This is a genomic window from Vibrio marisflavi CECT 7928 (assembly GCF_921294215.1).
In the GTDB taxonomy this organism is placed as follows: domain Bacteria; phylum Pseudomonadota; class Gammaproteobacteria; order Enterobacterales; family Vibrionaceae; genus Vibrio; species Vibrio marisflavi.
In genome coordinates this window covers 743240-768203 of record NZ_CAKLDM010000002.1, presented here as the reverse complement: position 1 = coordinate 768203, position 24964 = coordinate 743240, and the positions used below count along the sequence as shown (strand labels likewise).

Sequence of the window (24964 nt, the reverse complement as noted above, 5' to 3'; positions counted from 1 at the left end):
TTTCGCCCTATCAGCCTACTCTTTTACTTAGTTTTTGCTACTCATCACTATTTTCTATAGAAAATTCCACGCCCGTTGGATCTTGTACTAGTGCTACCTTCAACACCTCATCAATCCATTGAACAGGAATGACTTTCAAGTCCGCGATCACGTTCTCTGGGATCTCTTCTAAGTCTCTTTCATTCTCTTTTGGAATGAGTACCGTAGTAATGCCACCACGGTGAGCTGCTAATAGCTTTTCTTTTAGGCCACCAATTGGTAAGACTTCACCGCGTAGTGTAATTTCACCCGTCATTGCAACCTCAGCTTTCACTGGGTTGCCTGTCAGGCTAGACACCAATGCCGTACACATCGCGATACCAGCACTTGGACCATCTTTTGGTGTAGCACCTTCAGGAACGTGCACATGGATATCACGCTTCTCATAAAAGTCAGGATTAACGCCTAACTTCTTAGCTCTTGAACGTACAACTGTCATTGCAGCTTGAATGGACTCTTGCATTACGTCGCCAAGAGAACCTGTTTGAGTCAACTTACCTTTACCTGGTACCGATTCAGTTTCAATGGTAAGCAGATCACCACCGACTTCTGTCCAAGCTAAACCTGTAACCTGACCGATTCGGTTGTTCTCTTCAGCCTTACCGTAATTGAAACGCTGAACACCTAAGTATTCTTTTAGGTTATCCATATGAACATGGACGGTTTCAAGATCGCTATCAAGCAGGATATTCTTGACAGCCTTACGACAAATCTTTGAAATTTCACGCTCAAGGTTACGCACACCAGCTTCACGTGTATAGAAACGAATAATGCCGATAATGGCAGTATCATCAATCGTGATTTCGTTTAGTTTTAGGCCGTTTCGCTTAATCTGTTTTTCAAGCAAGTGATTTTTGGCAATGTTTAACTTTTCGTCTTCCGTATAACCAGATAGGCGAATGACTTCCATACGATCCAAAAGTGGACCAGGAATATTCATCGAGTTAGACGTTGCAACAAACATTACGTCTGATAGATCGTAATCCACTTCTAAGTAGTGGTCGTTAAACGCATTATTTTGCTCTGGATCTAGCACTTCTAACAATGCAGAAGATGGATCGCCGCGCATGTCCGAAGACATCTTGTCAATTTCATCCAACAAGAACAGCGGGTTTTTAACACCAACTTTGGACATTTTCTGGATAAGCTTACCTGGCATTGAACCTATGTAAGTTCTTCTATGCCCGCGGATCTCAGCTTCGTCACGCACACCACCAAGAGCCATGCGAGTATACTTACGCCCAGTTGCCGCTGCGATAGAACGTCCTAGAGATGTTTTACCAACCCCTGGAGGACCAACTAAGCAAAGAATTGGGCCTTTCAGTTTGTTGATACGGTTTTGAACTGCGAGATACTCAAGGATACGTTCTTTTACTCGCTCTAAACCGTAGTGGTCTTCGTTAAGTACTTCTTCAGCTTTCGCAAGGTTCTTTTTAACTTTAGAGCGCTTAGACCAAGGAACGCCTATCATCCAATCAATATAGCTACGAACCACGGTTGCTTCAGCAGACATCGGAGACATCATTTTAAGCTTTTGCAGCTCTTGCTCCGTTTTTTCACGCGCCTCTTGTGGCATTTTTGATTCTTCGATTTTCTTTTTCAAAGTCTCAAATTCATCTGGCGCGTTATCCATATCTCCGAGTTCTTTCTGAATCGCTTTCATTTGCTCATTCAGATAATACTCACGCTGAGACTTCTCCATCTGCTTTTTAACACGGCCACGAATACGTTTCTCAACCTGAAGAATATCAATTTCAGATTCCATCTGACCCATCAGGTACTCTAGACGCTCTGTAACATCAATAATTTCTAAGACTTGTTGCTTATCAGAAAGTTTAAGCGGCATATGTGCGGCAATTGTATCTGCAAGGCGAGCCGCTTCATCAATACCGTTTAGAGAAGTCAGCACTTCTGGTGGGATTTTCTTATTGAGCTTAATGAAGCCTTCAAATTGGTTGATAGCGCTGCGTACGATGACTTCTTGTTCTTTCTCGTCTAGCTCAGGTGTGGACAAATATTCTGCCTCAGCTAGGAAGTATTCACTTTCAATGAAGTGGTTGATTTTAGCGCGCTGCTGTCCTTCAACCAAAACTTTAACCGTACCGTCAGGCAATTTTAAAAGCTGGAGGATAGTCGCGACGGTCCCAACATCAAATAAATCATCCGACTCAGGCTCATCCGTTTCAGCCTGTTTCTGCGCTACAAGTAAAATTTGCTTGTTGTTATCCATCGCTGACTCTAAACAACTGATGGATTTTTCTCGGCCAACAAATAAAGGAATTACCATGTGAGGGTAGACAACCACATCACGCAGAGGCAGTACTGGGATCTCGATACGCTCGGAACGTTCCAAGTTCATATTTTTCTCTCTTCTGCTTTTATCTTATGTGCAGTATATGGGGGCTAATTGGTTGGATTCAAATGAAAGAATAAAAAAAAGGAGGTAAATGATACCTCCTTTGGAATTTTAGTTTATTTAGTCGGCGCCAGCGGCTTGATTGTCAGAATTGCTGTAAATGAGCAGTGGTTCTGACTCACCATTTATTACCGAATCATCTATCACTACTTTGCTGACTTCTGATGCTGATGGAAGCTCATACATAGTATCAAGTAGCACACTTTCAAGAATTGAACGTAAGCCACGTGCACCTGTTTTACGCTCCATTGCTTTCTTAGCAATTGCACGTAGTGCATCTTCACGAAACTCTAATTCTACTTCTTCTAAGTCAAACAATGCACCGTATTGCTTCGTTAATGCATTCTTTGGTTCACATAGAATTTGAATCAGTGCTTCTTCATCCAGCTCTGTTAGCGTAGTGGTAACAGGTAAACGACCGATGAACTCTGGAATCAAACCATATTTAACTAGATCTTCTGGTTCTACCTGTGCAAACAGCTCACCAGCTGTGCGAGACTCGTCTTTGGAACGAACCTCTGCGCCAAACCCTATACCAGTACCGGTTGCTACGCGCTGTTCAATAACCTTATCAAGACCAGCAAATGCACCACCACAGATAAATAGGATCTTCGAAGTATCAACTTGCAAAAACTCTTGCTGTGGATGCTTACGACCACCTTGCGGTGGAACAGAAGCAACTGTACCTTCAACCAGTTTCAATAATGCTTGCTGAACACCTTCACCAGAAACATCACGTGTAATAGAAGGGTTTTCTGCTTTACGTGAAATCTTGTCGATTTCATCGATATAAACAATACCACGCTCTGCTTTAGCAACATCGTAATCGCATTTCTGTAGGAGCTTCTGGATGATGTTCTCTACATCTTCACCTACATAACCAGCTTCAGTTAGCGTTGTTGCATCTGCCATGGTAAATGGCACGTCTAGGAAACGAGCCAACGTTTCTGCCAAGAGTGTTTTACCACTACCCGTTGGACCGATAAGAAGAATATTACTCTTACCCAGCTCAACGCCTTCACTCGTCACATCACCATTACGTAGACGCTTATAGTGGTTATAAACCGCAACCGCTAACACCTTCTTCGCGTAATCTTGGCCGATAACATAGTCATCTAGGTGATCACGAATCTCTTTAGGAGTTGGTAATGCTTCAGATTGCTTCTTAGGCAGAACGTCTTTGATTTCTTCACGAATAATATCGTTGCAAAGATCGACACATTCGTCACAAATGTAGACTGATGGGCCGGCGATTAGCTTGCGAACTTCGTGTTGACTCTTGCCACAGAACGAACAGTAAAGCAGTTTACTACTACCACTCTCTTTGTTTTTATCTGTCATTCACTAACCTCTTTGCCTTTACTCTTTATGTTTTGAGTGTACATCAATTTGATCCGATTTGCGCTAAACAAATTAGTCGTCGCGTCGGTTTAATACCGAGTCAACCAAACCATACTCAACCGCTTGTTCAGCCGACATAAAGTTATCGCGATCAGTATCTTCTTCAATACGATCAAGTGGCTGCCCAGTGTGCTCTGCTAGTAAATTGTTTAACTTTTTCTTAATTGTTAGAATTTCCTGAGCATGTATCTGAATATCAGAGGCTTGGCCTTGGAAACCACCTAGTGGTTGGTGAATCATGACACGAGAGTTAGGCAAAGCATAACGCTTACCTTTTGCACCACCAGCCAGTAAGAATGAGCCCATTGAACATGCTTGTCCCATGCACACAGTGCTTACATCTGGTTTGATAAACTGCATTGTGTCATAAATAGACATACCCGCAGTGACACTTCCACCCGGTGAATTGATATAGAGGAAAATGTCTTTGTCAGGGTTCTCTGACTCTAGGAAAAGCAACTGAGCCACGACTAGGTTTGCCATGTGGTCTTCAACTTGACCTGTCAAAAAGATAACGCGCTCTTTTAACAGACGAGAGTAAATATCGTACGATCTTTCCCCTCTTGAAGTTTGTTCAACCACCATTGGCACCAATGCGTCTAAAATCGGTGACATAGCATTTTTTTCTTGGTTGCTCATAATTTTATATCCCTAAAATAAATGGTCCGGATGACGACAATCATACGGACCATTGTTAGCAGAATAGTTAACTCTAAGTCAACCTTCTACTTTACATAACTTGTTATGCCGCAGGCTGCTGTTGATTCATTAGATCATTGAAGCTTACTTCTTTTTCAGAAACCTGAGCTTTTTCGATGATCACGTCAATCGCTTGCTCTTCTAGAGCAACGTTGCGCATGTTGTTCATCATCTGCTCGTTTTGCTCGTAGTAAGAGATAACTTCTGTTGGATCTTCGTAAGCTGTCGCCATGTCTTGGATTAGAGCTTTAACTTTCTCGTCATCAGCTTTGATCTCTTCAACTTTGATTAGCTCACCAAGAAGTAGGCCTACAACAACACGGCGCTTCGCTTGCTCTTCGAACAGCTCACGAGGAAGTTGGTCAGCAGCTTCTGGGTTACCACCAAAGCGTTGTGCAGCTTGTTGACGCAGCGCACCAATTTCTTGGTCGATAAGTGCAGCAGGAACGTCGATTTCGTTCTCTTTCACTAGACCATCAAGAGCTTGCTCTTTAATGCGACCTTTAACTGCTTGCTTAAGTTCGCGTTCCATGTTCTTACGTACTTCAGCTTTAAGTGCATCAACACCGCCTTCAGATACACCGAACTTAGCAATGAACTCGTCATTGATTTCTGGAAGCTCACGAGTTTCTACTTTGTTCACTTTGATAGCGAATTTAGCAGCTTTACCTTTTAGGTTTTCTGCGTGGTAATCTTCTGGGAAAGTCACGTCGATTTCGAATTCCATGCCAGCAGTTTTGCCGATAATGTCATCTTCGAAACCAGGAATCATACGGCCAGCACCGATTTCTAGTGGGAAGTCTTCAGCTTTGCCGCCTTCAAACTCTTCACCATCGATAGTGCCTTGGAAGTTGATAGTTGCACGAGTGCCTTCTTCAACCGCTGTGTCAGCTTCAGTCCAAGAAGCTTGCTGCTTACGTAGAGTATCGATCATCTCTTCTACGTCTTCGTCTTTAACTTCTACTGCTGGCTTTTCAACAGTGATGTTTTCTAGACCTTTGATTTCAACTTCTGGGTAAACTTCAAAAGTTGCAGAGAATACGAAATCTTCGCCTTCTTTAGATTCTACAGGAGCGAATGTAGGTGCACCTGCTGGGTTAACTTTTTCTTTAACGATAGCGTCAATGAAGTGGCGCTGCATTACGTCGCCCATTACATCTTGACGTACTGCTTGACCGTACATTTGAGCAACCATTTTCAAAGGCACTTTACCTTTACGGAAGCCATCGAAACGACGGTTCTTTGCAATTTTGCGTAATTCCGTTGTAACTGCATCTTCAATATTTGCAGCTGGAACAGTAATATTAATACGGCGCTCTAGACCTTCTAGCGTTTCAACAGTAACTTGCATTATTTATTAACCTCAAAAATGGCTCATGATATTCTGAGCATATGAGTCACTCTTTCAGCGACTTCATCCTTTAATTTATGTACTACAACCTCAACTCTTCGCTGGGTATCAAAGTACAATCTTTACTTTAGCGTCCGGCAGATCGCCATTTCCTCTTACTCATGCTACTGAGAAGTGGAATGAATGTGATTCGATCTCACCACTGGAATTAAATTAGACGCAGCATTCTAACGACCTTCATCTAACCTGTCGAGCCGATCCCCTAGATAGATTGTTTGACAATCGTTATTTCCAGCCAATCGCTCCAAATTCGAACGAATTTACGCACAATCGAGTAGGTGGGGACTAAATTATCATTTTCAAGTCGATGGGTTGAATTTTTTGCTATGCCGTGGGGTGAATCGTCATAAAGAGAGAAGGCTCAAATAGCGTGACTGATATCGTGTGATTTAACAAAGAAAGCACGGAGAGGGTAATACCGTGGGAAGGATCACTTTCACTACCCTCTCCTATACCAATTGGAACCCTGATAATAAGCTATTTCGCCTATCCTTTTGGGGGAGGATTCACTAATAATAAGTATAGATGGCCTGATAACTTCTTGCCGTTCAAAGTTCAGAGGAGTGTAAAATTACTGTCAAATAACGAGACTCATTATCACTATTTATCACTTTGGAGTTAGAGCAATTATTGAAAATAGTTCTAAACTCAAAATACAGTATGAGCTAGGTTTAATAATAAAAAATGTTCGCATCCAATCATGTCAATCATTGCGCAACCGTGTGGAAACAATATATTGCTTACTTGGTAGGCTTTCTCTTTCTTACGGTGTCCTTTAGCTGTTTATCCGCTACCCCGCCATACAAAATAGGCTTGGCCTTATGGACTGGTTATCCGGATAGCCTAGAAGGCTTCAAAGCTGGGCTTGCCGAAAATGGTATCGACTTGTCTAGAGATGTCATTTTTCTACCAAGCGAAATCTCAAGTAACAGAGACGTTCAGATAGATGTGGCCAAAGGGTTCGCACAAGAAAAGGTAGACCTAGTCTATTCGCTAACAACACCGGGCACCGTGATAGTTAAGGAAAACCTCCCTATAACCACTCCGATTGTATTTTCCATTGTCACTTATCCAGCAGACTCCGGGCTTATCGAATCATTCAGCTATTCTGGTAACAACTTAGTTGGCACTAGCAACTATATACCGCTCAAACACTACGTATCTTTAATTTTTGACCTTGCTCCCAAAACCAAGAAAGTTGCAATCTTTCATCGGGAGGGAGAACCAAATTCGAAAATCCAAACCACAAATTTAATACGGCTGCTTAAGAGAAGTAATATTGCGGCAGTGGATGTAGCTGTTAAAGATGTAGAAGAAGTTAGCCGCAAGGCGACAGCGTTAGCAAGTGATGTGGATCTCTACATCAGCACTACAGACACACTTATGCAAAATGGTGGTGAAGAAGCGCTGATAGCAGTTTCAAAGGAAGTTAAAATCCCAATACTGACCTCAAACAAATCTGGAATACACAAAGGTTCTACTTTCGGCCCCGTATCTGATTTCTATCAACTAGGAAAAATGTCAGGTAAAAAGGCCGCGCAAATATTATTAACTGATATCAAACCGACTCAGTTGGAATCTAGCCTACAGGAGCAACCTATTATCTTGATCAATGCCGAAAGCGCTAAATTAATGGGTATCCCTCTCGACGCTGAAAATAACAATAAATACCAGTTTTATCAATAGAAGGGAATATTCATGAGCCTTCTAAAAAAACTGACTCTGATTATTTCGATTCTGACATGCTCAATCCTGCTTGTGGCTAGCACCGTCGCAGTCATGATGTCGCACGGCGCCATAAAGAAATCAGCCTACCAGCAATTAAACGGAACGCTTGAATTGCTATCCAATACCATTGAAGAGCATGTCAACACCCTGATTTCCATTGCTGATATCACTTCAAGGAATCGTATGATCGGGCGAATTCTGGACGGCGGTATTAATCGCGGAATTGCTCCTGCACTAAACGACATAGCCGCAGAATATAGTTATATTAACTACCTATTAGTCATTGACTACGATGGCTCAATATTTTCCACTTCTACAATTCGCAATGATGGTAACAAGTTTTTTGGTGAAAAGTTATTGCTCAAGGATATCGGTAATTCTCCAATATTTTCTCCCCTACTTCGAAGGCAGGCTATTTTAAGCAAACCGGATTTCGACCCATACCTTAACTTAGATAAACCTCAAGTTTCTCAGTGGGTATCAAGCCCTATTCGTAAAAACGGCCGACTATTAGGCTGGGTAATTATTTCTTTCAATTGGACTCAAGACCTAGGTCAGCTTCTCGATAAATCAGAAGAAACATTGATGTCTGCGTATTTGCCAATTCAAGAGATAAAGCTATCAAGCGAAGACAACACTAGCCTAAACATTGACATTACTCGCTCGGGCAATAGCAAGAATACAATAGAAGCATCCAAAATAATTCAGTTAGGCTTAGCTAATTACCAGCTTTCTATCAAGTTTAACCGCGACGTAGCCTTAGCAAGTGCTGACAAAATTCAATCGACTATCTTTTCATTGATATTGATAGCATCTCTGGTGTTATGTGTATCTATGTTTATTTTGCTACGCCATGCTATCATCAGCCCAGTCCTAGAGCTGATTGAACATATAAAAACTTTGGGAAAGAAAGAGCTCAACTACACTATCCCCACTCTGCAATCTCATGAATTGTCACTGATCTCCAATTCAATTAATGAGTTGAGTTCCAAGTTAAAAAGTAAAACAACCTCTATAGACTTATTGGACAGAGAAGTTAGAGAAAAAGAGCGTGTCGCTGCGGTTCAAGAGGCCACTAAGCAAAAGCTTACCGCGATTCTAGATACTGCTGCTGACGGCATCATTACCATTAGCGCCAATGGAACCATATTGACATTCAATAAAGCGGCGCAAACAATTTTTGGTTATAGCGAAGAAGAAGTATTGCATCAGTCTATTGAAATGTTGATGGAGCCAGATATCGCAAAGCATCATCAAGGCTTTATCGATGGCTACTTGAATACTGGCGATTCCAAAATAATCAATGTTCGGGATCAATACGGAAAACTAGGCCGAGAACTTGAAGCGGTTAGAAAAAATGGCGAGGTATTCCCTATCCTTCTTTCAATCGCTCGAGTTGAAACACGCGATGAATTGATTTTCTCTGGAATTGTCAAAGACATTACTCTATCTAAACAAGCCGAGAGATCTCTCATCGAGTCTAAAGAGCAAGCCGAACAAGCAGTGAAAGCCAAAGGCGAATTTTTGGCAATGATGAGTCATGAAATCCGCACGCCAATGAATGGTGTGATTGGAATGCTCGAGTTACTGCAAGACAATGACTTAAATAACTCTCAGAAACATCAAGCCTATTTGGCACACAATAGTGCGGTATCCCTACTGCATATCATTAACGATATATTGGACTTTTCTAAAATTGAAGCTAACAAACTGGAATTGGAATCTTGTCATTTTGACTTACGTAAAGTATTGGGTGATTTCTGCGAGTCTACCGCGGCCAGTCTTTCAAACCCCAATATCGAAATAATCCTAGATACCATTGAGGTAAACCAAAGTATGGTACTAGGTGACAGTAGCCGAATCAGGCAAATTTTTGCAAACCTTGTGGGAAATGCGGTCAAATTTACCGAGCGAGGAGAAATTGTAATTACGGCTAAACTGGTTGAACTCTCAGACACTCAATGGACATTACAAGCTTCAATACAAGACTCAGGAATAGGTATCCCTGAAGACAAAATAGGTCACTTGTTTGATAAGTTTAGCCAAGTAGATACATCAACAACTCGCAAATACGGAGGCACAGGGCTAGGACTCGCAATTGTCAAAAAGCTTTGCTTTTTAATGGGAGGGAACATAAAAGTAGAAAGTGAAATTGGACAAGGTAGCACTTTCACTTTCAGTATTGTTGTTGGTAAGTCCAATCGTTCAGCCACCGTGCTTCCAAAAGCTGACATAAGCAAACTTTCTATTCTAGTTATTGATGACAATGAAGTGAACAGAGAGGTTCTTTGCAAACAACTCGAACATTGGGGAGCTAATGTTGACGAAGCCCATGACAAACAAACGACACTAGAGATGTTTGACCAATGTTTATCATCTGACAATGATCTATACGATATCGCATTTTTAGACATGCAAATGCCTGACTGCAATGGTCTGGAGCTAGGAAAAATAATCCGTAGCAAAAAAGAGTACAGCAAAACGCAGCTCATCATGATGACATCCATGGAAGGTATCGCAAATCATAAAGAGTTTAAAGCAGCGGGCTTTTCAGGCTACTTTGCCAAACCCGCTACAACATCCGATCTTTTTAATGCGCTCAATGTAATAGCAAGCGACAACTTTGTTGCTGAAGATACGCTAGTCACCCATAACTTCCTAACCAGTTTAAAAGCTGAAGAATCCTCAAATATAGAGAAAACTATTAGCAAAGACACAAAAATACTGGTTGTAGAAGACAACCGAGTCAATCAAGTCGTAATTACAGGGGTTTTAAAACAATTTGACATCAACATCGTCATCGCAGAAAACGGTGTTCATGCGTTAGAAAAATTAAACGCTGATACAGAGATAAATCTAGTGCTAATGGATTGCCAAATGCCCGAAATGGATGGCTACGAAACGACACAAAGAATTCGGCTTGGCGAAGGTGGCGAGTTCTATACCAATATACCTATTATCGCCATGACCGCGAATGCAATGGAAAGCGATAGACAAGATTGCCTCAACGCCGGAATGAATGACTTTTTAACGAAACCAATCAACAAGTCGTTAGTGATAGAAAAAATTCATCAATGGATAAACATGAGCGAGTCGAAAGCTTCCTAGCTTCATGTTCTCAATGGTGCTTGCGTAATGGTTTATTACTCTTAACGGTTTGTAAGTTTTGAACCAACAAAGGAAATTCTCGCCGAAGGTGCACCTTCTCTGATTCCATCATTTTTAAGCTTGGGCCTTTCTCCAACTCTAAAATGACCTCATCATTTTCAAAACGACGGATATAGCCTTCAACGTTAACTTCATTGTCTTCATGCAGAGTGAGAACGCCATGTATCGACATGCCTGAGCACAATATAGAAGTATTTTTCATCAAAACTCGCAGCCCTTTTTCCGATATTTCTGAAACTAAATAATTTCCGTCTATCAGATGAATGACAGGGCGATCACTTTTAGGGTAGCGTAAACGAAAGTGCTCCCTCTTTTGTTTGTATTTGTTGCCTTTAGGTCGAAACATTGCAAACCTCCTGAAAGCCTCGAATTGCAGCTTGTATCAAATCACTTTAATGCTGCACTGAAAGGCTTAGCTAGGTAAGTTTAGTCACTAGATTTGCAAACCACCATTACTCAAAAAATATTAATTTATGATGAGCAACTCAGCTTCATTTTCTTCCCCCACACTGGAGGCAATTTCGCATAGTCGTCATAGTCTGATTGCTCATCGAAGGGGTTGGAAAGCAAGTTGGCCAAGAGATGAACTTCGCTATAATCCCCCTGCTCTGCTCGTTCTATGGCGTTTTGTAGCAAGTAGTTTCGCAATATATATTTTGGGTTGTGTAAGCGCATTGCTTGGCATCGTTGCTCCATCGAAATACCTTCACCGTTACACAGTTTATTATCTAACTCGGTTCGTTTTAAATATTGCTCAAGCCAAGCGGAAAACTCTGCCCTAGATTTGAACAACTCAACAACAGCCTTATCAGAACTATCAAGGTAAGACAGTTGACGGAAAAAGAATGTGTAATCTACTTCTTCGGTTTCCAGTATAGCAAGTAGGCCTTGTATTAAAGATCCATCATCTTCATGCGGTACGTTTAAGCCCAATTTAGACCGCATCAAGCGGTAGTATTGTTGGCTCAATATATTCTCATATTGCCCCAGAGCAGATTGCAACTCTTCGCTACTAATAAGTGGAGATAGTGCATACGCTAAAGCAGAAAGATTCCATAGACCAATACGGGGCTGCTGGTCAAAGGCATAACGGCCGGTATGATCTGAATGATTACAAATATAACCTGACTCAAAATCATCAATAAACCCATATGGCCCATAATCAAAGGTTTGACCCAAGATGGACATATTGTCGGTATTCATCACTCCATGTGCAAAACCTACTGCCTGCCAATGAGCAATCATTTTTGCAGTACGCTCTACAACCTGCCTAAAAAACTCTGCATAAGAAGCTTTGCTATTCGCTAGTGAGGGAAAGTGCCACTGAATAACTTTGTCAGCGAGCAACTTCAACTCTTTATGCTGGTTTGTATGGAAGAAATATTCAAAATGACCAAAGCGGATATGCGTTTCTGCAACTCGTAATAACAGTGCCCCTGTTTCTTGCTGCTCTCTATAAACAGGCGTATCACTTGAAATCAAGCCAAGAGATCTGGTCGTAGGAATCCCTAGTGCAGCCATGGCTTCACCAGCTAAATATTCGCGTATTGATGAACGTAAGACAGCTCGACCATCCCCCATACGTGAATAAGGTGTAGTTCCTGCTCCTTTGAGGTGAATGTCATAAATAGCACCATCCCTTCCTTCAATTTCACCAAGCAGTAAACCCCGACCATCACCTAAATCTGGATTATAAACACCGAATTGATGACCGGTATATTTCATCGCTAAAGGCTTAAACTGAGACCAAACTTTACTACCGTCGAAATTAGCCAAAAGCTCTTCTGGGATTTGTGAAAAACTTGGTAAGTGCAATAACGAAGCTAATTCATCGTTCCAAACAACCCAGCGAGTATTAGCCAATGGCTGTGGAGCGACTCTTGTATAAAATGAATCGGGAAATTCTGCGTATCGGTTGGTAATAGAAAGGTTGTCTAAGCTAGACATACGTCACTCCATAGAAACTAGGACGGAACAACGTTAACACAATAAAATCACTGTTTTCTATGAGGCAATTCTCTGCAAGATCGACTACCGCAAGCGGTAGCGTCACTTAAAATCGCGCTGCTAAATAACGAACAGAACAGCAAAAATACCTAATATAGCAAACAGAACCGTTTTACTAATAAGGCCAAAGTTGGTGGGTTGAATCATTTCTTGATGTTGCATCGACTAGCCTCTCTTTTTTATTACGGTATTATTACAGTATTATGAAGGCTAGCGAATTTCTCAACGTCTAGAGTGTTAATTTTTTGTTTCAGACAAGAGAACTCAAATCGTTGGCTGCGCTAAAACACCGTTAACCTTCGTTCAATCACTTTAATCCCACCATTTTCTACAGAAGCTTGATTAGACTCTAAGTTGGAGCCTAAAACTAATTTCCGTATTTCAGCATCGTGAATGTTCACAGAGTTAGAACGTTGTTTGATTTTAGTATTGTCTACAGCTAATTGGCTGTTTTCTAAACTCATGCCTCTAGCAGCCAAGCTTAAATCAATACTTTCAGTTTGCACTGAAGCAACATCTATACTGTCAGTTCGCGCACTTATTGAATTACTATGTACTGACACGTTGTTGCTGATAGCGTCTGTATTGTTCGTCGAGCATTTAAACCGGTCAAGGGAAAAGCCCAACCAGCTTGCTTCAAATTTCTTTTTTACCCCACCAATATCGACTTTATAACCAGGATAGTATTGGACGTATTCGCCGCCATATAGTTTGTTAGTGAATGGCCCAGCCACACTTGTATAAAAACCGATTACCCAATCATCCTTGTTTCCAATAGTTGTTGAGTTCCACTCCGCAGAATCAAAACTAAACTTCCCATCCGTTGAAGAAAATGTAATCCCGGGAAACTCCCCTTTTTCTTCACTCATAATCGTCATGCTCCCGAAAACTGAGTATCAATATAAGATGAGTTGAATATGTTACAGGGCTAACCAAAGTAAAAAGTGACACTTTCATTAAACTATTAAGTCAATGCGATTTACTAACAATATTATTAAAAGTCTATTTATAAGCCACCAGCAACATCTATAAATGTCCCTGAACTATAGCTTGCTTCATCAGAGAGTAACCATGCAATAGCATTCGCAACTTCTTCAGGTTTTCCGCCTCTTTCCATTGGTAGCGTCTTTCCAACACGTTCATATCGTTTTGGCTCACCACCTAGAGCATGAATATCCGTTTCAATTAGCCCTGGTCGAACGCAGTTTACTCGTATATTTTGGTTTGCTAGCTCTTTAGCTAACCCAATTGTCATAGTGTCAATCGCACCTTTTGACGCCGCGTAGTCTACGTACTCATTCGGAGAGCCTGTTTTAGCCGCAACGGACGATACATTAACAATGGCACTCCCTGAACTCATTTGTCGAACGGCTTCTCTGGTACAAATAAAGTAGCTTGTTACATTGGTAGATAAAATTTGATTGATACGCTGGGCGTCTAAACCAAGAAGAGAGGTTTGTTTCTTAAGTATCCCAGCATTGTTGACTAGATGGGTAACAGAGCCAAGTTGCCTTTGCACCTGTTGAAACATTTCTACCACTTGCGCTTCATCGGACACGTCTGCTTGTACAATGGTAGCTTCCACACCAAATTGCAATACTTGAGCAAGAACCTTCTCAGCCTCATCGCGGTTCGCGCGATAATTTATCGCTACAGAATACCCCTGACTTGCTAAAACCTTTGCTGTTGCAGCCCCGATGCCTCGACTCGCACCAGTAATTAAAACGACTTTTTTCACCTTATATTCCTATCTTGTTGTTTTTATAGAGAACTAAAAGAGGAACACAGTTTAGAAAAATTGGGAAGGAGAAAAGCGTGTTAGAACGAAAAAAGCCCATAACTCGAAAGTTATGGGCTTTAAGAAAATGGCACGCCCTGAAGGATTCGAACCTTCGACCACATCCTTAGAAGGGACGTGCTCTATCCAGCTGAGCTAAGGGCGCGCTACAGGAGGGAATTATACGAGTTAAGATTCCGAAATCAACGCCTTTATATAACTTTTTGATTCAAGTGCCTAAAAAAACCACAACACTCATAAAACAGAATAAATAGCGAACAAGGCAAACGTTTGCTTGTGGATGTTCACTAAATTTTTTGCGACAATGCGCACGAATTTATTGGCCACCCATTTGAAGGAAAGTCATGACTGCTCAAAACATCGACGGTAAACTTATCTCACAAACTGTCCGCTCTGAAGTTGCTGCTCGTGTAAAAGCACGTACAGAAGCTGGACGCAGAGCTCCGGGCCTTGCCGTTATATTGGTTGGGGAAGATCCTGCTTCACAAGTTTATGTTGGCAGCAAACGTAGAGCCTGTGAAGAAGTTGGCTTTGTATCAAAGTCATACGATTTGCCTGCAACCGCTACAGAAGAAGAATTATTAAAGCTAGTGGATGAGCTGAATAACGACCAAGAGATTGATGGCATCTTGGTTCAGCTTCCATTGCCTGCAGGTATTGATAGTACACATGTGCTGGAACGCATTACCCCAGAGAAAGACGTAGATGGCTTCCACCCTTACAACGTTGGTAGACTAGCTCAACGCATACCAAAGCTTCGTTCATGTACACCAAAAGGCATTATTACTCTGCTAGATCGCTATAATATCCCACTTCGCGGCAAGCACGCTGTTGTTGTTGGCGCTTCAAATATTGTTGGCCGTCCAATGACGTTAGAGCTTCTATTAGCCGGCTGCACAACAACAACATGTCACCGTTTTACTAAAGATCTTGAGAGTCACGTACGTCAGGCTGACGTAGTAGTGGTTGCGGTTGGTAAACCAAACTTTATTCCAGGAGACTGGATTAAAGAAGGCGCTATTGTAGTGGATGTCGGTATCAACCGCCTTGAATCAGGAAAGCTTGTTGGTGACGTCGAGTATGATGTAGCAAAAGAGAAAGCAAGCTTCATTACACCTGTTCCTGGAGGTGTCGGCCCTATGACTGTAGCGAGCCTAATTGAAAATACGATGATTGCTTGTGAGCAATTTCATACTAAATAACAAGTTTCTCTTGTTCCAGAAATAGCAAAGGCTCCATATAGGAGCCTTTTTAATTTTTGAGAACCCTTGATTATGGGTCAAAGTTTATGGTTCAAACTTAATTGCGTCTGCTAGATGTGTCACCGCTGTTGCAAAGTAGTAGGATCGATTCCACTTCATCAGTACTTGGTAGTTGTTATATATCAAATAAACACGTCCATCCAAGTCATCCGGCATTATGAGCCAAGCTTTGATATCGTTCTTACCTAAATTTGGTAAAGGTTTACCATCATACTTAGTGATTCCTAGTTCACTCCACTCATGCAACGGTTTAGCTTTGCTGTCTTCTCTCCCAGCAAGTTTTTTATCGAAGCCTTTGGGCAAGCGAACTTGTCGACCCCATGTATGCGTATTATCCCAGCCAGATTTGTGTAGATAGTTGGCAGTTGAAGCAAACACATCATCAGTCGAACTCCAGATATCTTTACGGCCGTTACCATCACCGTCCGCCGCATACGCCAAATAAGAACTTGGCATAAACTGGCACTGCCCCATGGCCCCAGCCCATGAACCCTTCATGTCTTCAACCTGGATATGTCCTTCTTGTAATATTTTTAATGCAGCCATTGTTTCATTGCGGAAAAAAGCCTCTCTACGCCCATCATAAGCCATTGTTGTGAGAGCATCGATAACGCTGTAGGAGCCCGTAAATTTGCCAAAATTACTTTCGACGCCCCAAAGCGCCACTATAAAACGAGGCTGAACTGAGTATTTCTTACCAATCCTCTCCAAGTCTGGATAGTGTTTTTTATACAGTGCTTTGGCTTGTTTTACTTTCCATTGTGGGACAGCTCTTGGAATATATTCATCAAGGGTAAGCCTTTTTTCTGGCTGATTACGATCAGCTTTTACTGCCCTCGGAACATACTTTACGTTTTCAAAAGCTTCAGTCAGTATTCGGTCGGAGATCCCGTCTGCTTTCGCTTCTTTTTTCAGTGTTTCTACATATTGCTCAAAGCTTAAATCTTTAGAATAAGCACTAGTAGCAACACCAAGCCCTAATAAGACAGTCAGTATTTTTTTCAAATTGCCCTCCTTGAGCAATTAGCAAGGTTTCAAGCGGAGTTGTTTCGCTGGGCCTTCTGTTTCTTATGTTCTTCTAATAAGTCTTCAGGAGGTGGTGGTAATTGCAAGAAAAAGCCTTCGTTTTCTAGAGACTCGGTGACTTTTTCTATGCTTACTCTGGCCAGCTTACGTCCTTCTAACTTTATCACCATCACAAATATCGGTTTACCGAACATCTTCATGAGAGTGTCAGGAACCTGAGAAAAATCGTCTTTTTTTGGCAAATATAGATAGGTGCCTTCTTTTTTTGAACTTTTGTAAATTGAGCAGAGCATTGAATACCTTAAATATAAATTTTAAATTCTCATCAAAAATAGAGAATTTCGTAAATGTTTAGCTATTTTTTCGACTAAATCACTCATTTAGCGAACAGATGGCTTGCTGAGATATTGTGGGAAATATAACATGATATCTCTATTATCTAATAAAACTCTATTCATCTGAACTAAAGGTTATTGAGGTCGAAGTATCAATGTCGCAAGCACCTGACCTAAAAGGCAGCAGCTTTACTCTTTCGGTTCTACATTTGTCTGACAACGAAGTAGAAAAATCTATCCAGTTTTTGAAAAAAAAAGTGGAGCAGGCTCCGACTTTCTTCACTTCTGCGCCTGTAGTAATCAATATATCTAGTGTGGATGGCGATATCGATTTTGCCACACTCAAAACAGGGATAAGAGAAGCAGGACTGATTCCTGTTGGTATAACTGGAAGCAAAGATAAACGCACACAATCACTAGCTTCCGACGCAGGGTTTGCTATTATGTCCTCAAGCAAATCACCGTCAAAATCCCCTACAAATATGGTTCCGACCAAAGTGGTTCGGACACCTATCCGGTCAGGGCAGCAGGTATACGCCCAAAACTCAGATTTAGTCGTTCTAAACCACGTTAGCCCTGGGGCTGAAGTGATTGCAGATGGCTCTATACATATTCATGGAACGTTGCGTGGTCGAGCGATCGCTGGCGCAAATGGTTCTAAAGAGGCAAAGATAATTTGCCACGATTTACAAGCAGAGTTGATATCCATTGCGGGAAATTATTGGCTTAGCGATCAAATTGATAGTGAACTATGGCAACAGAAAGTCATGTTTAGCATGTGCGAAGACAAATTGCACTTTGACATTCTCACTATCTAAAATATAAGGAATACGTAATGGCACGCATTATTGTTGTAACGTCAGGTAAAGGTGGTGTGGGAAAAACCACGTCAAGCGCGGCAATCGCTTCAGGGCTCTCCCTGAAGGGAAAAAAGACCGCGGTCATCGATTTTGATATTGGTCTTAGAAATTTAGATCTTATTATGGGTTGTGAACGACGCGTTGTTTACGACTTCGTCAACGTTATCAACGGAGAAGCAACGCTAAACCAAGCGTTAATAAAAGACAAAAGAACTGACAACCTTTTTGTATTACCCGCGTCTCAAACTCGTGACAAAGAAGCTCTAAATAAAGATGGCGTGAAACGAGTCCTAGATGAGCTCGACGAAATGGGCTTTGACTTTGTTATTTGTGACTCCCCAGCGGGTATAGAGCAAGGCGCTCTAATGGCGCTTTACTTTGCGGACGAAGCAATTATCACCACTAACCCTGAAGTATCATCCGTTCGAGATTCAGACAGAATATTAGGTATTTTAGACTCTAAATCAAGACGAGCAGAAGAAAGCTTAGAGCCTGTTAAACAGCACCTTTTACTTACTCGATACAACCCTATGAGAGTAACGCAAGGTGAAATGCTAAGTGTCGAAGACGTAGAAGAAATACTGCACATCCCATTGCTGGGCGTCATCCCTGAGAGCCAAGCGGTATTGAACGCTTCTAATAAAGGTGTTCCGGTTATTTTTGACGAGGCATCCGATGCTGGTATGGCCTATCATGATACTGTTGAGCGCTTGCTTGGTGAGCAAATCGACTTCCGCTTCTTAACCGAGCAGAAGAAAGGAATCTTTAAACGTCTATTCGGAGGCTAAAACGGGATGTCATTATTAGAGTTTTTCCGACCTCAAAAGAAATCATCTGCCAGCCTTGCTAAAGAGAGGTTGCAAATTATTGTCGCAGAAAGAAGAAGTGCTGATGACCCTGCACCTAGTTATCTTCCACAGTTAAAGGAAGATATTTTAAAGGTCATTGGTAAGTATGTTGCTGTAGAGCCATCTATGGTAGACCTTTCATTTGAGCAAAAAGATGATGATATTTCGGTTTTAGAGCTCAATGTAAAACTGCCAGATGAAGAAAAGTAGTAGTTAAAGGTAACTAGTTGTGGAATTGCAAGAAGTAGCGAAAGCTCTGAAAGAATTGGGGCATCCAACTCGGTTACTTATATATAAGCGTATTGTAAAAGCAGGGTATGAAGGTATACCTGTTGGCGACATTCAGCGAGAGCTCGAGATCCCAGGCTCTACGCTGTCTCATCATATATCAAACCTGTGTTCTGCAGGTTTGGTCAGTCAGCGAAGAGAAAGCCGCACTCTTTATTGTATCGCTGAGTACAGGCACCTTTTAAATGTCATCACGTATTTGCAAAACGAATGTTGCGCAGACGAGGCGTCTCAATAAGAATAAGTGTCACAAATTGGTTAAATGAGAGCTAGGTTGCTCTCATTTAACTGTCATTTTCCGAAGAACCAGTTATGGAACCAACTTAGTCAGCTTCTCGCCAAGCAGTTCTAATCTCCACCCCTGCATTAGGTCAGGCAGTCTCGCCGGATCTCTATCCTGTTTCCAAATCCACTTGATCAGTTGATTAAGCTGCTTTTTAGACGCTAGAAATTCGGTTGTTAGTCCAGAGTTAATAGAAACGCGCTTTACTTCGTCCTTTAACTGTTTGAACAGCTGCTTGTAACCCGGGGCATCCATTAATCGCTCGATTCGATCAGGGTATTCCTCTTTTGGCGTTGCCTTACCCTGCTTAACCAAAGAAATGATTTTGGTACCATGTCGACGAATCGCTCTAGGGTCGACACCTTGCTTTTCCATTGTTTTCGTATCTGTAATGGCCATTTTCGCTACAGTAAGTAGCTCCCCCTCACGGAATACAAAATTCAGTGCTAGATCTCGCTTGATCGCCTCTTCATAGCGCCATGTAGCCAAAAGCTTCAATATTGCCAATTCAGCTGGTCTCAGTTGCCATGCCCCTTTAATATCTAAATAGGCAAGCTCTGATTTGGTTTCACGAACTCGCTTTCGCATAATGAGGTCGCTTTCTTGCTGTGCAGCTTCCCACCAACCTAATTGGATTACCTTGCTATACAAAGTCTCGAAGAGCGGGTAAAGATAAAACACGTCAGCCGCTGCATACTCTAACTGCTTTTCAGTTAAAGGGCGGGCTGTCCAATCTGTGCGGGATTCACTCTTATCTAAGTCAACGTCTAGAAAGCTTTTTACCAAAGCTGCAAACCCAGTCGATACGCCATTGCCCAAAAAGGACGCCATCACTTGAGTATCAACAATAGGTATAGGTGTACAAGAGAACGTATTTTGGAAGACTTCTAGATCTTCTCCACAAGCGTGGAGGACCTTTAACACGGAAACATCTTGCAACAGCTCAACAAACGGTGTCATGTCCGTTAATGCAAGAGGGTCTATTAGCGATAATGTAGACCCATCATAAAGTTGAATCAGGCCTAACTGAGGATAATAAGTGCGAGTACGAACAAACTCGGTATCAAGCATGACCATATCGCTATTTCGAGCTTTGCGGCATACGTTATCAAGCTCTGAGAGTGTAGTAATTATTTGGTAATTCACTGAAATCCCATTCAGGTTGATCATAATATATCTAAGAAGTACTGAAGCTTCTCTACGATGACTTAGAGAAGCCATTGATATAACGCATACTATCACTATTCACATTTAGATTCCTGTCAATTTAAAAAACTGTACACTTTGTTTAAAAGTTGAGTTTTTTGTAAACAGAAATTTATATGCAGCTCTGCTCTGTTACCTAAGCACTTTTGCTAATATGTGAGTTTTTCTCAATAAGCGCATCATTTTCAGCTTTTAGCTCACGACGTAAAATTTTACCTACATTTGTTTTTGGTAAATCCTCGCGAAACTCAATAAGCTTAGGAATTTTGTACCCTGTAAGGCGAGACTTACAATGCGAAAGAAGCTCTTGCTTAGTTAAAGTAGGATCTGCCTTCACTACAAAAATTTTGACTATTTCACCCGATTTCTCATTGGGCTCCCCAATCGCTGCAACCTCAAGAACTTTATCATGGCCAGACACCACATCTTCTATTTCATTCGGATAAACATTAAAGCCAGAGACTAAAATCATATCTTTTTTGCGATCAACGATGTGCAAAAATCCGTCTTCATCAAATCGAACTATATCTCCTGTTGATAGCCAGCCTTCTTGATTTATTACTTCTTTGGTCGCTTTGGCCCGTTGCCAATATCCTTGCATAACCTGCGGCCCGCGGACTAGCAGCTCTCCTTCCCCGTCTAGCCCAACATCCTTACCTTCTTCATCAACAATTCGTATTTCTGTTGAGGGCACTGGCAAGCCAATTGATGCATTATATTCTTTTAAATCATAAGGGTATGCTGAAACCAAAGGTGAGCACTCTGTGAGACCGTACCCTTCAAGTAGGTAAGAGCCCGTGATATCTTGCCACTGTTCTGCAACCGCTTTATGTACAGACATTCCCCCCCCAACTGATAACTTAAGGTTAGAAAAGTCGACCTCACGAAAATCTTCGTTATTGATTAACGCGTTAAACAGTGTGTTCACTCCTGTAATAGCGGTAAATGGAAACTTTGCGATCTCTTTTATAAACCCAGGAATATCTTTGGGGTTGGTGATTAGTAGATTTCTACCACCTAGCTCCATAAACAACAGGCAGTTTACCGTCAACGCAAAGACATGATAGAGAGGAAGAGCAGTGACTACGTTCTCCTTGCCTTCTGACAGCACAGGCCCATAAATCGCTTTAGCTTGCAGTACATTTGCCACCATATTTCTGTGAGTCAGAACAGCACCTTTGGCAACACCTGTCGTACCGCCTGTATACTGCAAAAATGCGATGTCTTCACCTGACATAAATGGTTTTACGTATTGCAACCGACGCCCAGTTCGGATGGCTTTACGCATAGAAATTGCACCGGGCAAATGATATTTAGGCACCAGTTTTTTAACATACTTCACCACAAAGTCGACAAGAGTTCCTTTCGCCCTAGGTAACATCTGCCCTAAGCTAGTCAAAACAACATGTTTGACCGGCGTTTTCTTGACCACTTCTTCTAATGTTTTAGCAAAGTTTGAAACAATGACAATTGTTGATACATCTGCATCATTAAGTTGGTGCTCTAACTCACGAGCGGTATATAGAGGATTCACATTAACTGCTATGAGGCCTGCTCTCAAAATACCAAAAAGAGCTATAGGGTATTGCAATAAGTTAGGCATCATTAAGGCAACTCTATCGCCCTTCTTTAGCTTTAGCTCATGCTGCAAATAAGCGGCGAACGCGCGACTTCGCTCTTCCAACTTACGGAAGGTCATCACCGTACCCATGTTTTCAAAGCCTGGCTGATCAGCGAACTTAGTAATAGAGTGCTCAAACATCTCAACCAGTGACGTATACTGCTCTGGGTCAATCACTTCAGGTACATCTTGTGGGTAACGGGATAACCAAGGCTTATGCACGCTATTTCTCCTTTTGTCGTTTGTCCACTTACTCAAGATAAAAGTATTTTTTAACGACCATCTGTCGTCAAAAGAGTTAGCTTGGAGGGACTTTATTAGAATTAGACTCTATCCAACCACTGGTAGAGTCAATATTCAAACAGTTGTTTAAGTTTTGTTAACTAACCCTAGAATTGCTTCAGAAACATCGATAGGATTTTCGAGGTGACAGTGATGCCCACCCTTCACTGTTTTAAGGTGAAACTGTTGGGTATCTAGTTGTTTAATCCTGCTTTTTAATTCTGGATAGCCAGATTCACCAAGCACTACTACATGTGGACAGGTGATTTGTTTAAGAACTTCGTCTGCATGGCGAAAAGACATTCGATAAACAGAATGACATTGCAACTTAATGTCATGGCGCCAAAAATACTCTCCTTGCTTTTTTTGGGTCCCCCGGATGATCACAGGCTCAATAAGCTTTCCATCAAGTTGATTCAATTTAGCTCTGCGCTGGATTACGGGTTCTAATCCTTTAAATGAACGAGTCGGTTTACTCAGTATTCTCTTCCGGCTGATCACACCTTCTCGCAGGCGTTCAACTGTATTGTGTTCCAACTCCGGTAGGGGGCCTACACCTTCAATTTGCACAAGCCCCTGCACTAATTCAGGAAACGCAGCACTAAAGCAGCTCGCTATCAATGCACCAAGAGAGTGCCCAACGAATATGATCTTTTGAGTAGAAAAATGATTCGTCAGCAGCTGGTATAGATCATCTACATAATCATGGAAGGGGTAAAAATTTCCTTCTGGTTTATGGAAAGATAGTCCATGACCTGGTAAGTCAATAGCACAATAATGTAAATCAAAGTTGGAGCGAGAGAGTGCCTCTATCGTGCTATCAAAACTTGCAGCATTATCTAGCCAGCCGTGGAGAAACATCAATGTCACTGCTGACGATTTTGTATCACCGAACTCTTTAGCTGCTATGTTGCCACCAGCCAATGGATATCTGTTTTCTTGAAACTTCATTGTACTTCAGTGACCACTCGGCCTTCTCTTGGGCCATAATATTGATGGCAATATAAGCCTAGACACGGATAAGTATACAGTGGACCATCGACCACAACTCGCTTTTGGATTCTCCATAAGTGATAACCTGTCGCCTGCATGACTGGGAAGTGGTATTCGTACGCACCAACTTTACTTATTTCAGGCTTTTGGGTAGTACCAAGGGCTGTCATCAAACGACCTTTTGCAAATGTAACTGGGTCTAAAAAGCCCTTCACATAGACAATAAAACGCCCTTTCGCTTCAGAATGTATATCTGGCTGACCTGCTGAGTTAATAGGTAAATCTACAATTTCGATACGTGTACTATCCTTGAGGTTGGTAACTTTTGCGATCACACCACCTAAGCGTACTTGTTTACCAATGTCGGTATCAGCCTCTTTCCAAGCACTATAGTTGGTAATGACGTCGTGAGAATTGGCCTCTAAGTTTTTGGGTAACGAACTGCAAGCGCCTAGCAACAGTGAACTTACTACCAAAATTAGAACTTTCTTCAACTTGATCTTCATAGCATTGTTTCTCGTTTGTCGGATCTCGGCGATAATAGCAGTACAAGCATGCAGATTAAAATAACATTCACCAGACGTATAACAGCATCATTTTGCTATAAAATTTTAGACGATTTTGGGAAAAATAATGTCACTCAAAAAATTCCTTTTTATAAGTATTTCCACCTTTATCGCTATTATTCTATGTTACTTCTACCTCGATAGAGCCGTTACGGAATATGCTGCCGAGCTAAACCTTCGTCAATATCAACTCCTCGACTTTTTCTCTAGCATCCCAGTCTATGTTATTTATCTCTCGGCGGTTGCCTGCGTATCAGCTATCGCTAGGCTAATCTACAAACGTAAGCTAGAAAAATGGATGGTATGCTCATTTCTCGTTGCAATTAGCTTATACGTTTCTTCACTAGCCAAAAACTTACTCAAATTTGTCTTTGGTCGTTATTGGCCAGCTACATGGAAAGAAGGAAACCCTTCTTGGATAAATAATCAAGAGTATGGCTTTCACCCATTTCATTCAGGTGTTTGGTACCAATCTTTTCCATCTGGCCACGCCACCGCAATATTTGCGTCCATGATTGTGCTCGCACTCTTCTATCCAAGATTGCGTATATTATCTGTCCTACTGATTGCTTTGACATGTATAGGGCAACTGGGCATGTATTATCACTTTGTTAGTGATCTGATTGGTGGTGCCTATTTAGGATTTGTGTTTGGTATGGGAGTCGTGGTGATTGCTAGGCGCTTTACTGTGCTTGAGAAGTTACCAAATCGAGCGGTTTGACTAGTG

General features: G+C 41.7%; 22 protein-coding genes and 1 tRNA gene. 8 read left to right on the top strand and 15 right to left on the bottom strand.

Going from position 1 to position 24964, the window contains the following annotated elements:
- Positions 1-37: 37 nt before the first annotated feature.
- The 4 genes from lon to tig form a co-directional block, all read right to left on the bottom strand.
- Positions 38-2398 carry an endopeptidase La gene (lon, locus tag L7A31_RS10260; RefSeq protein ID WP_237361420.1) on the bottom strand — a complete coding sequence of 787 codons (2361 nt, stop codon included), beginning with the start codon at positions 2396-2398 and terminating at the stop codon, positions 38-40.
- Between the two features lie 117 nt (positions 2399-2515).
- Entirely contained in the window at positions 2516-3796 is a 1281-nt protein-coding gene (clpX, locus tag L7A31_RS10255) for an ATP-dependent protease ATP-binding subunit ClpX (protein ID WP_237361419.1), read from the bottom strand.
- 72 nt (positions 3797-3868) lie between these two features.
- On the bottom strand, positions 3869-4495 hold the full coding sequence (clpP, locus tag L7A31_RS10250; RefSeq protein WP_237361418.1) for an ATP-dependent Clp endopeptidase proteolytic subunit ClpP: 627 nt from the start codon (positions 4493-4495) through the stop codon (positions 3869-3871).
- 103 nt (positions 4496-4598) lie between these two features.
- Positions 4599-5906, bottom strand: a complete 1308-nt coding sequence (gene tig / locus L7A31_RS10245; protein ID WP_237361417.1) for a trigger factor — start codon at positions 5904-5906, stop codon at positions 4599-4601.
- 744 nt (positions 5907-6650) lie between these two features.
- Here tig and L7A31_RS10240 point away from each other — a divergent pair.
- Both L7A31_RS10240 and L7A31_RS10235 read left to right on the top strand, forming a co-directional pair.
- A complete protein-coding gene (locus tag L7A31_RS10240) occupies positions 6651-7652 on the top strand; it encodes an ABC transporter substrate-binding protein (protein ID WP_237361416.1) in 1002 nt (333 codons plus the stop codon).
- Positions 7653-7664: 12 nt separating this feature from the next.
- Positions 7665-10802: a response regulator gene (locus L7A31_RS10235; RefSeq protein ID WP_237361415.1), complete on the top strand. Its 3138-nt coding sequence runs from the start codon at positions 7665-7667 to the stop codon at positions 10800-10802.
- Between the two features lie 10 nt (positions 10803-10812).
- Here the strand turns inward: L7A31_RS10235 and L7A31_RS10230 are convergent, their stop codons facing one another.
- From L7A31_RS10230 to L7A31_RS10210, 5 genes are all read right to left on the bottom strand, one after another.
- Positions 10813-11208, bottom strand: a complete 396-nt coding sequence (locus L7A31_RS10230) for a PilZ domain-containing protein (protein WP_237361414.1) — start codon at positions 11206-11208, stop codon at positions 10813-10815.
- Positions 11209-11333: 125 nt separating this feature from the next.
- The gene (locus L7A31_RS10225) at positions 11334-12809 is read right to left on the bottom strand and encodes a protein adenylyltransferase SelO (protein WP_237361413.1); all 1476 of its coding nucleotides are present in this window, start codon (positions 12807-12809) and stop codon (positions 11334-11336) included.
- A 341-nt stretch (positions 12810-13150) separates the two neighbouring features.
- Positions 13151-13738: a hypothetical protein gene (locus tag L7A31_RS10220; RefSeq protein ID WP_237361412.1), complete on the bottom strand. Its 588-nt coding sequence runs from the start codon at positions 13736-13738 to the stop codon at positions 13151-13153.
- A gap of 137 nt (positions 13739-13875) precedes the next feature.
- On the bottom strand, positions 13876-14607 hold the full coding sequence (locus L7A31_RS10215; RefSeq protein ID WP_237361411.1) for an SDR family oxidoreductase: 732 nt from the start codon (positions 14605-14607) through the stop codon (positions 13876-13878).
- A gap of 128 nt (positions 14608-14735) precedes the next feature.
- A tRNA-Arg gene (locus L7A31_RS10210) sits at positions 14736-14812 on the bottom strand.
- A 199-nt stretch (positions 14813-15011) separates the two neighbouring features.
- Between L7A31_RS10210 and folD the strand changes: the two genes are divergently transcribed.
- Complete coding sequence (gene folD, locus L7A31_RS10205; protein ID WP_237361410.1) at positions 15012-15869, top strand: bifunctional methylenetetrahydrofolate dehydrogenase/methenyltetrahydrofolate cyclohydrolase FolD; 858 nt, start codon at positions 15012-15014, stop codon at positions 15867-15869.
- Between the two features lie 84 nt (positions 15870-15953).
- On the opposite strand, the gene L7A31_RS10200 is transcribed toward folD, so the two are convergent.
- Positions 15954-16934 carry a lytic murein transglycosylase gene (locus L7A31_RS10200; RefSeq protein ID WP_237361409.1) on the bottom strand — a complete coding sequence of 327 codons (981 nt, stop codon included), beginning with the start codon at positions 16932-16934 and terminating at the stop codon, positions 15954-15956.
- A 29-nt stretch (positions 16935-16963) separates the two neighbouring features.
- Positions 16964-17248 carry a YcgL domain-containing protein gene (locus L7A31_RS10195; protein WP_237361408.1) on the bottom strand — a complete coding sequence of 95 codons (285 nt, stop codon included), beginning with the start codon at positions 17246-17248 and terminating at the stop codon, positions 16964-16966.
- Between the two features lie 197 nt (positions 17249-17445).
- On the opposite strand from L7A31_RS10195, the gene minC reads away from it, so the two are divergent.
- From minC to L7A31_RS10175, 4 genes are read left to right on the top strand one after another with little or no spacing between them, the layout of a single operon-like run.
- Entirely contained in the window at positions 17446-18108 is a 663-nt protein-coding gene (minC, locus tag L7A31_RS10190; RefSeq protein ID WP_237361407.1) for a septum site-determining protein MinC, read from the top strand.
- A 17-nt stretch (positions 18109-18125) separates the two neighbouring features.
- Positions 18126-18938, top strand: coding sequence for a septum site-determining protein MinD (gene minD / locus L7A31_RS10185; RefSeq protein WP_237361406.1), 813 nt, complete (start codon positions 18126-18128; stop codon positions 18936-18938).
- A gap of 6 nt (positions 18939-18944) precedes the next feature.
- Positions 18945-19208, top strand: coding sequence for a cell division topological specificity factor MinE (gene minE, locus L7A31_RS10180; protein ID WP_237361405.1), 264 nt, complete (start codon positions 18945-18947; stop codon positions 19206-19208).
- Between the two features lie 19 nt (positions 19209-19227).
- Positions 19228-19524, top strand: coding sequence for an ArsR/SmtB family transcription factor (locus L7A31_RS10175; protein ID WP_237361404.1), 297 nt, complete (start codon positions 19228-19230; stop codon positions 19522-19524).
- A gap of 72 nt (positions 19525-19596) precedes the next feature.
- Here L7A31_RS10175 and rnd read toward each other — a convergent pair whose 3' ends face one another.
- The 4 genes from rnd to L7A31_RS10155 form a co-directional block, all read right to left on the bottom strand.
- Positions 19597-20739 (bottom strand): ribonuclease D, encoded by a 1143-nt coding sequence (rnd, locus tag L7A31_RS10170; protein ID WP_435532886.1) that lies wholly within the window; start codon positions 20737-20739, stop codon positions 19597-19599.
- A 172-nt stretch (positions 20740-20911) separates the two neighbouring features.
- On the bottom strand, positions 20912-22618 hold the full coding sequence (gene fadD, locus L7A31_RS10165) for a long-chain-fatty-acid--CoA ligase FadD (RefSeq protein WP_237361402.1): 1707 nt from the start codon (positions 22616-22618) through the stop codon (positions 20912-20914).
- A 147-nt stretch (positions 22619-22765) separates the two neighbouring features.
- Positions 22766-23629 carry an alpha/beta fold hydrolase gene (locus L7A31_RS10160; RefSeq protein ID WP_237361401.1) on the bottom strand — a complete coding sequence of 288 codons (864 nt, stop codon included), beginning with the start codon at positions 23627-23629 and terminating at the stop codon, positions 22766-22768.
- Positions 23626-24177: a Slp family lipoprotein gene (locus L7A31_RS10155; RefSeq protein WP_237361400.1), complete on the bottom strand. Its 552-nt coding sequence runs from the start codon at positions 24175-24177 to the stop codon at positions 23626-23628. Before L7A31_RS10155 ends, L7A31_RS10160 begins: the two co-directional genes overlap by 4 nt.
- A 127-nt stretch (positions 24178-24304) precedes the next feature.
- Here L7A31_RS10155 and L7A31_RS10150 point away from each other — a divergent pair, with 127 nt between their 5' ends.
- The gene (locus L7A31_RS10150; RefSeq protein WP_237361399.1) at positions 24305-24958 is read left to right on the top strand and encodes a phosphatase PAP2 family protein; all 654 of its coding nucleotides are present in this window, start codon (positions 24305-24307) and stop codon (positions 24956-24958) included.
- Positions 24959-24964: the final 6 nt, after the last annotated feature.

Coding starts and splice junctions, on each gene's coding strand:
- lon (WP_237361420.1), bottom strand. CDS start 2,398: ATGAACTTGGAACGTTCCGAGCGTATCGAGATCCCAGTACTGCCTCTG.
- clpX (WP_237361419.1), bottom strand. CDS start 3,796: ATGACAGATAAAAACAAAGAGAGTGGTAGTAGTAAACTGCTTTACTGT.
- clpP (WP_237361418.1), bottom strand. CDS start 4,495: ATGAGCAACCAAGAAAAAAATGCTATGTCACCGATTTTAGACGCATTG.
- tig (WP_237361417.1), bottom strand. CDS start 5,906: ATGCAAGTTACTGTTGAAACGCTAGAAGGTCTAGAGCGCCGTATTAAT.
- L7A31_RS10240 (WP_237361416.1), top strand. CDS start 6,651: ATGTTCGCATCCAATCATGTCAATCATTGCGCAACCGTGTGGAAACAA.
- L7A31_RS10235 (WP_237361415.1), top strand. CDS start 7,665: ATGAGCCTTCTAAAAAAACTGACTCTGATTATTTCGATTCTGACATGC.
- L7A31_RS10230 (WP_237361414.1), bottom strand. CDS start 11,208: ATGTTTCGACCTAAAGGCAACAAATACAAACAAAAGAGGGAGCACTTT.
- L7A31_RS10225 (WP_237361413.1), bottom strand. CDS start 12,809: ATGTCTAGCTTAGACAACCTTTCTATTACCAACCGATACGCAGAATTT.
- L7A31_RS10220 (WP_237361412.1), bottom strand. CDS start 13,738: ATGAGTGAAGAAAAAGGGGAGTTTCCCGGGATTACATTTTCTTCAACG.
- folD (WP_237361410.1), top strand. CDS start 15,012: ATGACTGCTCAAAACATCGACGGTAAACTTATCTCACAAACTGTCCGC.
- L7A31_RS10195 (WP_237361408.1), bottom strand. CDS start 17,248: ATGCTCTGCTCAATTTACAAAAGTTCAAAAAAAGAAGGCACCTATCTA.
- minC (WP_237361407.1), top strand. CDS start 17,446: ATGTCGCAAGCACCTGACCTAAAAGGCAGCAGCTTTACTCTTTCGGTT.
- minD (WP_237361406.1), top strand. CDS start 18,126: ATGGCACGCATTATTGTTGTAACGTCAGGTAAAGGTGGTGTGGGAAAA.
- minE (WP_237361405.1), top strand. CDS start 18,945: ATGTCATTATTAGAGTTTTTCCGACCTCAAAAGAAATCATCTGCCAGC.
- rnd (WP_435532886.1), bottom strand. CDS start 20,739: ATGATCAACCTGAATGGGATTTCAGTGAATTACCAAATAATTACTACA.
- L7A31_RS10160 (WP_237361401.1), bottom strand. CDS start 23,629: ATGAAGTTTCAAGAAAACAGATATCCATTGGCTGGTGGCAACATAGCA.
- L7A31_RS10155 (WP_237361400.1), bottom strand. CDS start 24,177: ATGAAGATCAAGTTGAAGAAAGTTCTAATTTTGGTAGTAAGTTCACTG.
- L7A31_RS10150 (WP_237361399.1), top strand. CDS start 24,305: ATGTCACTCAAAAAATTCCTTTTTATAAGTATTTCCACCTTTATCGCT.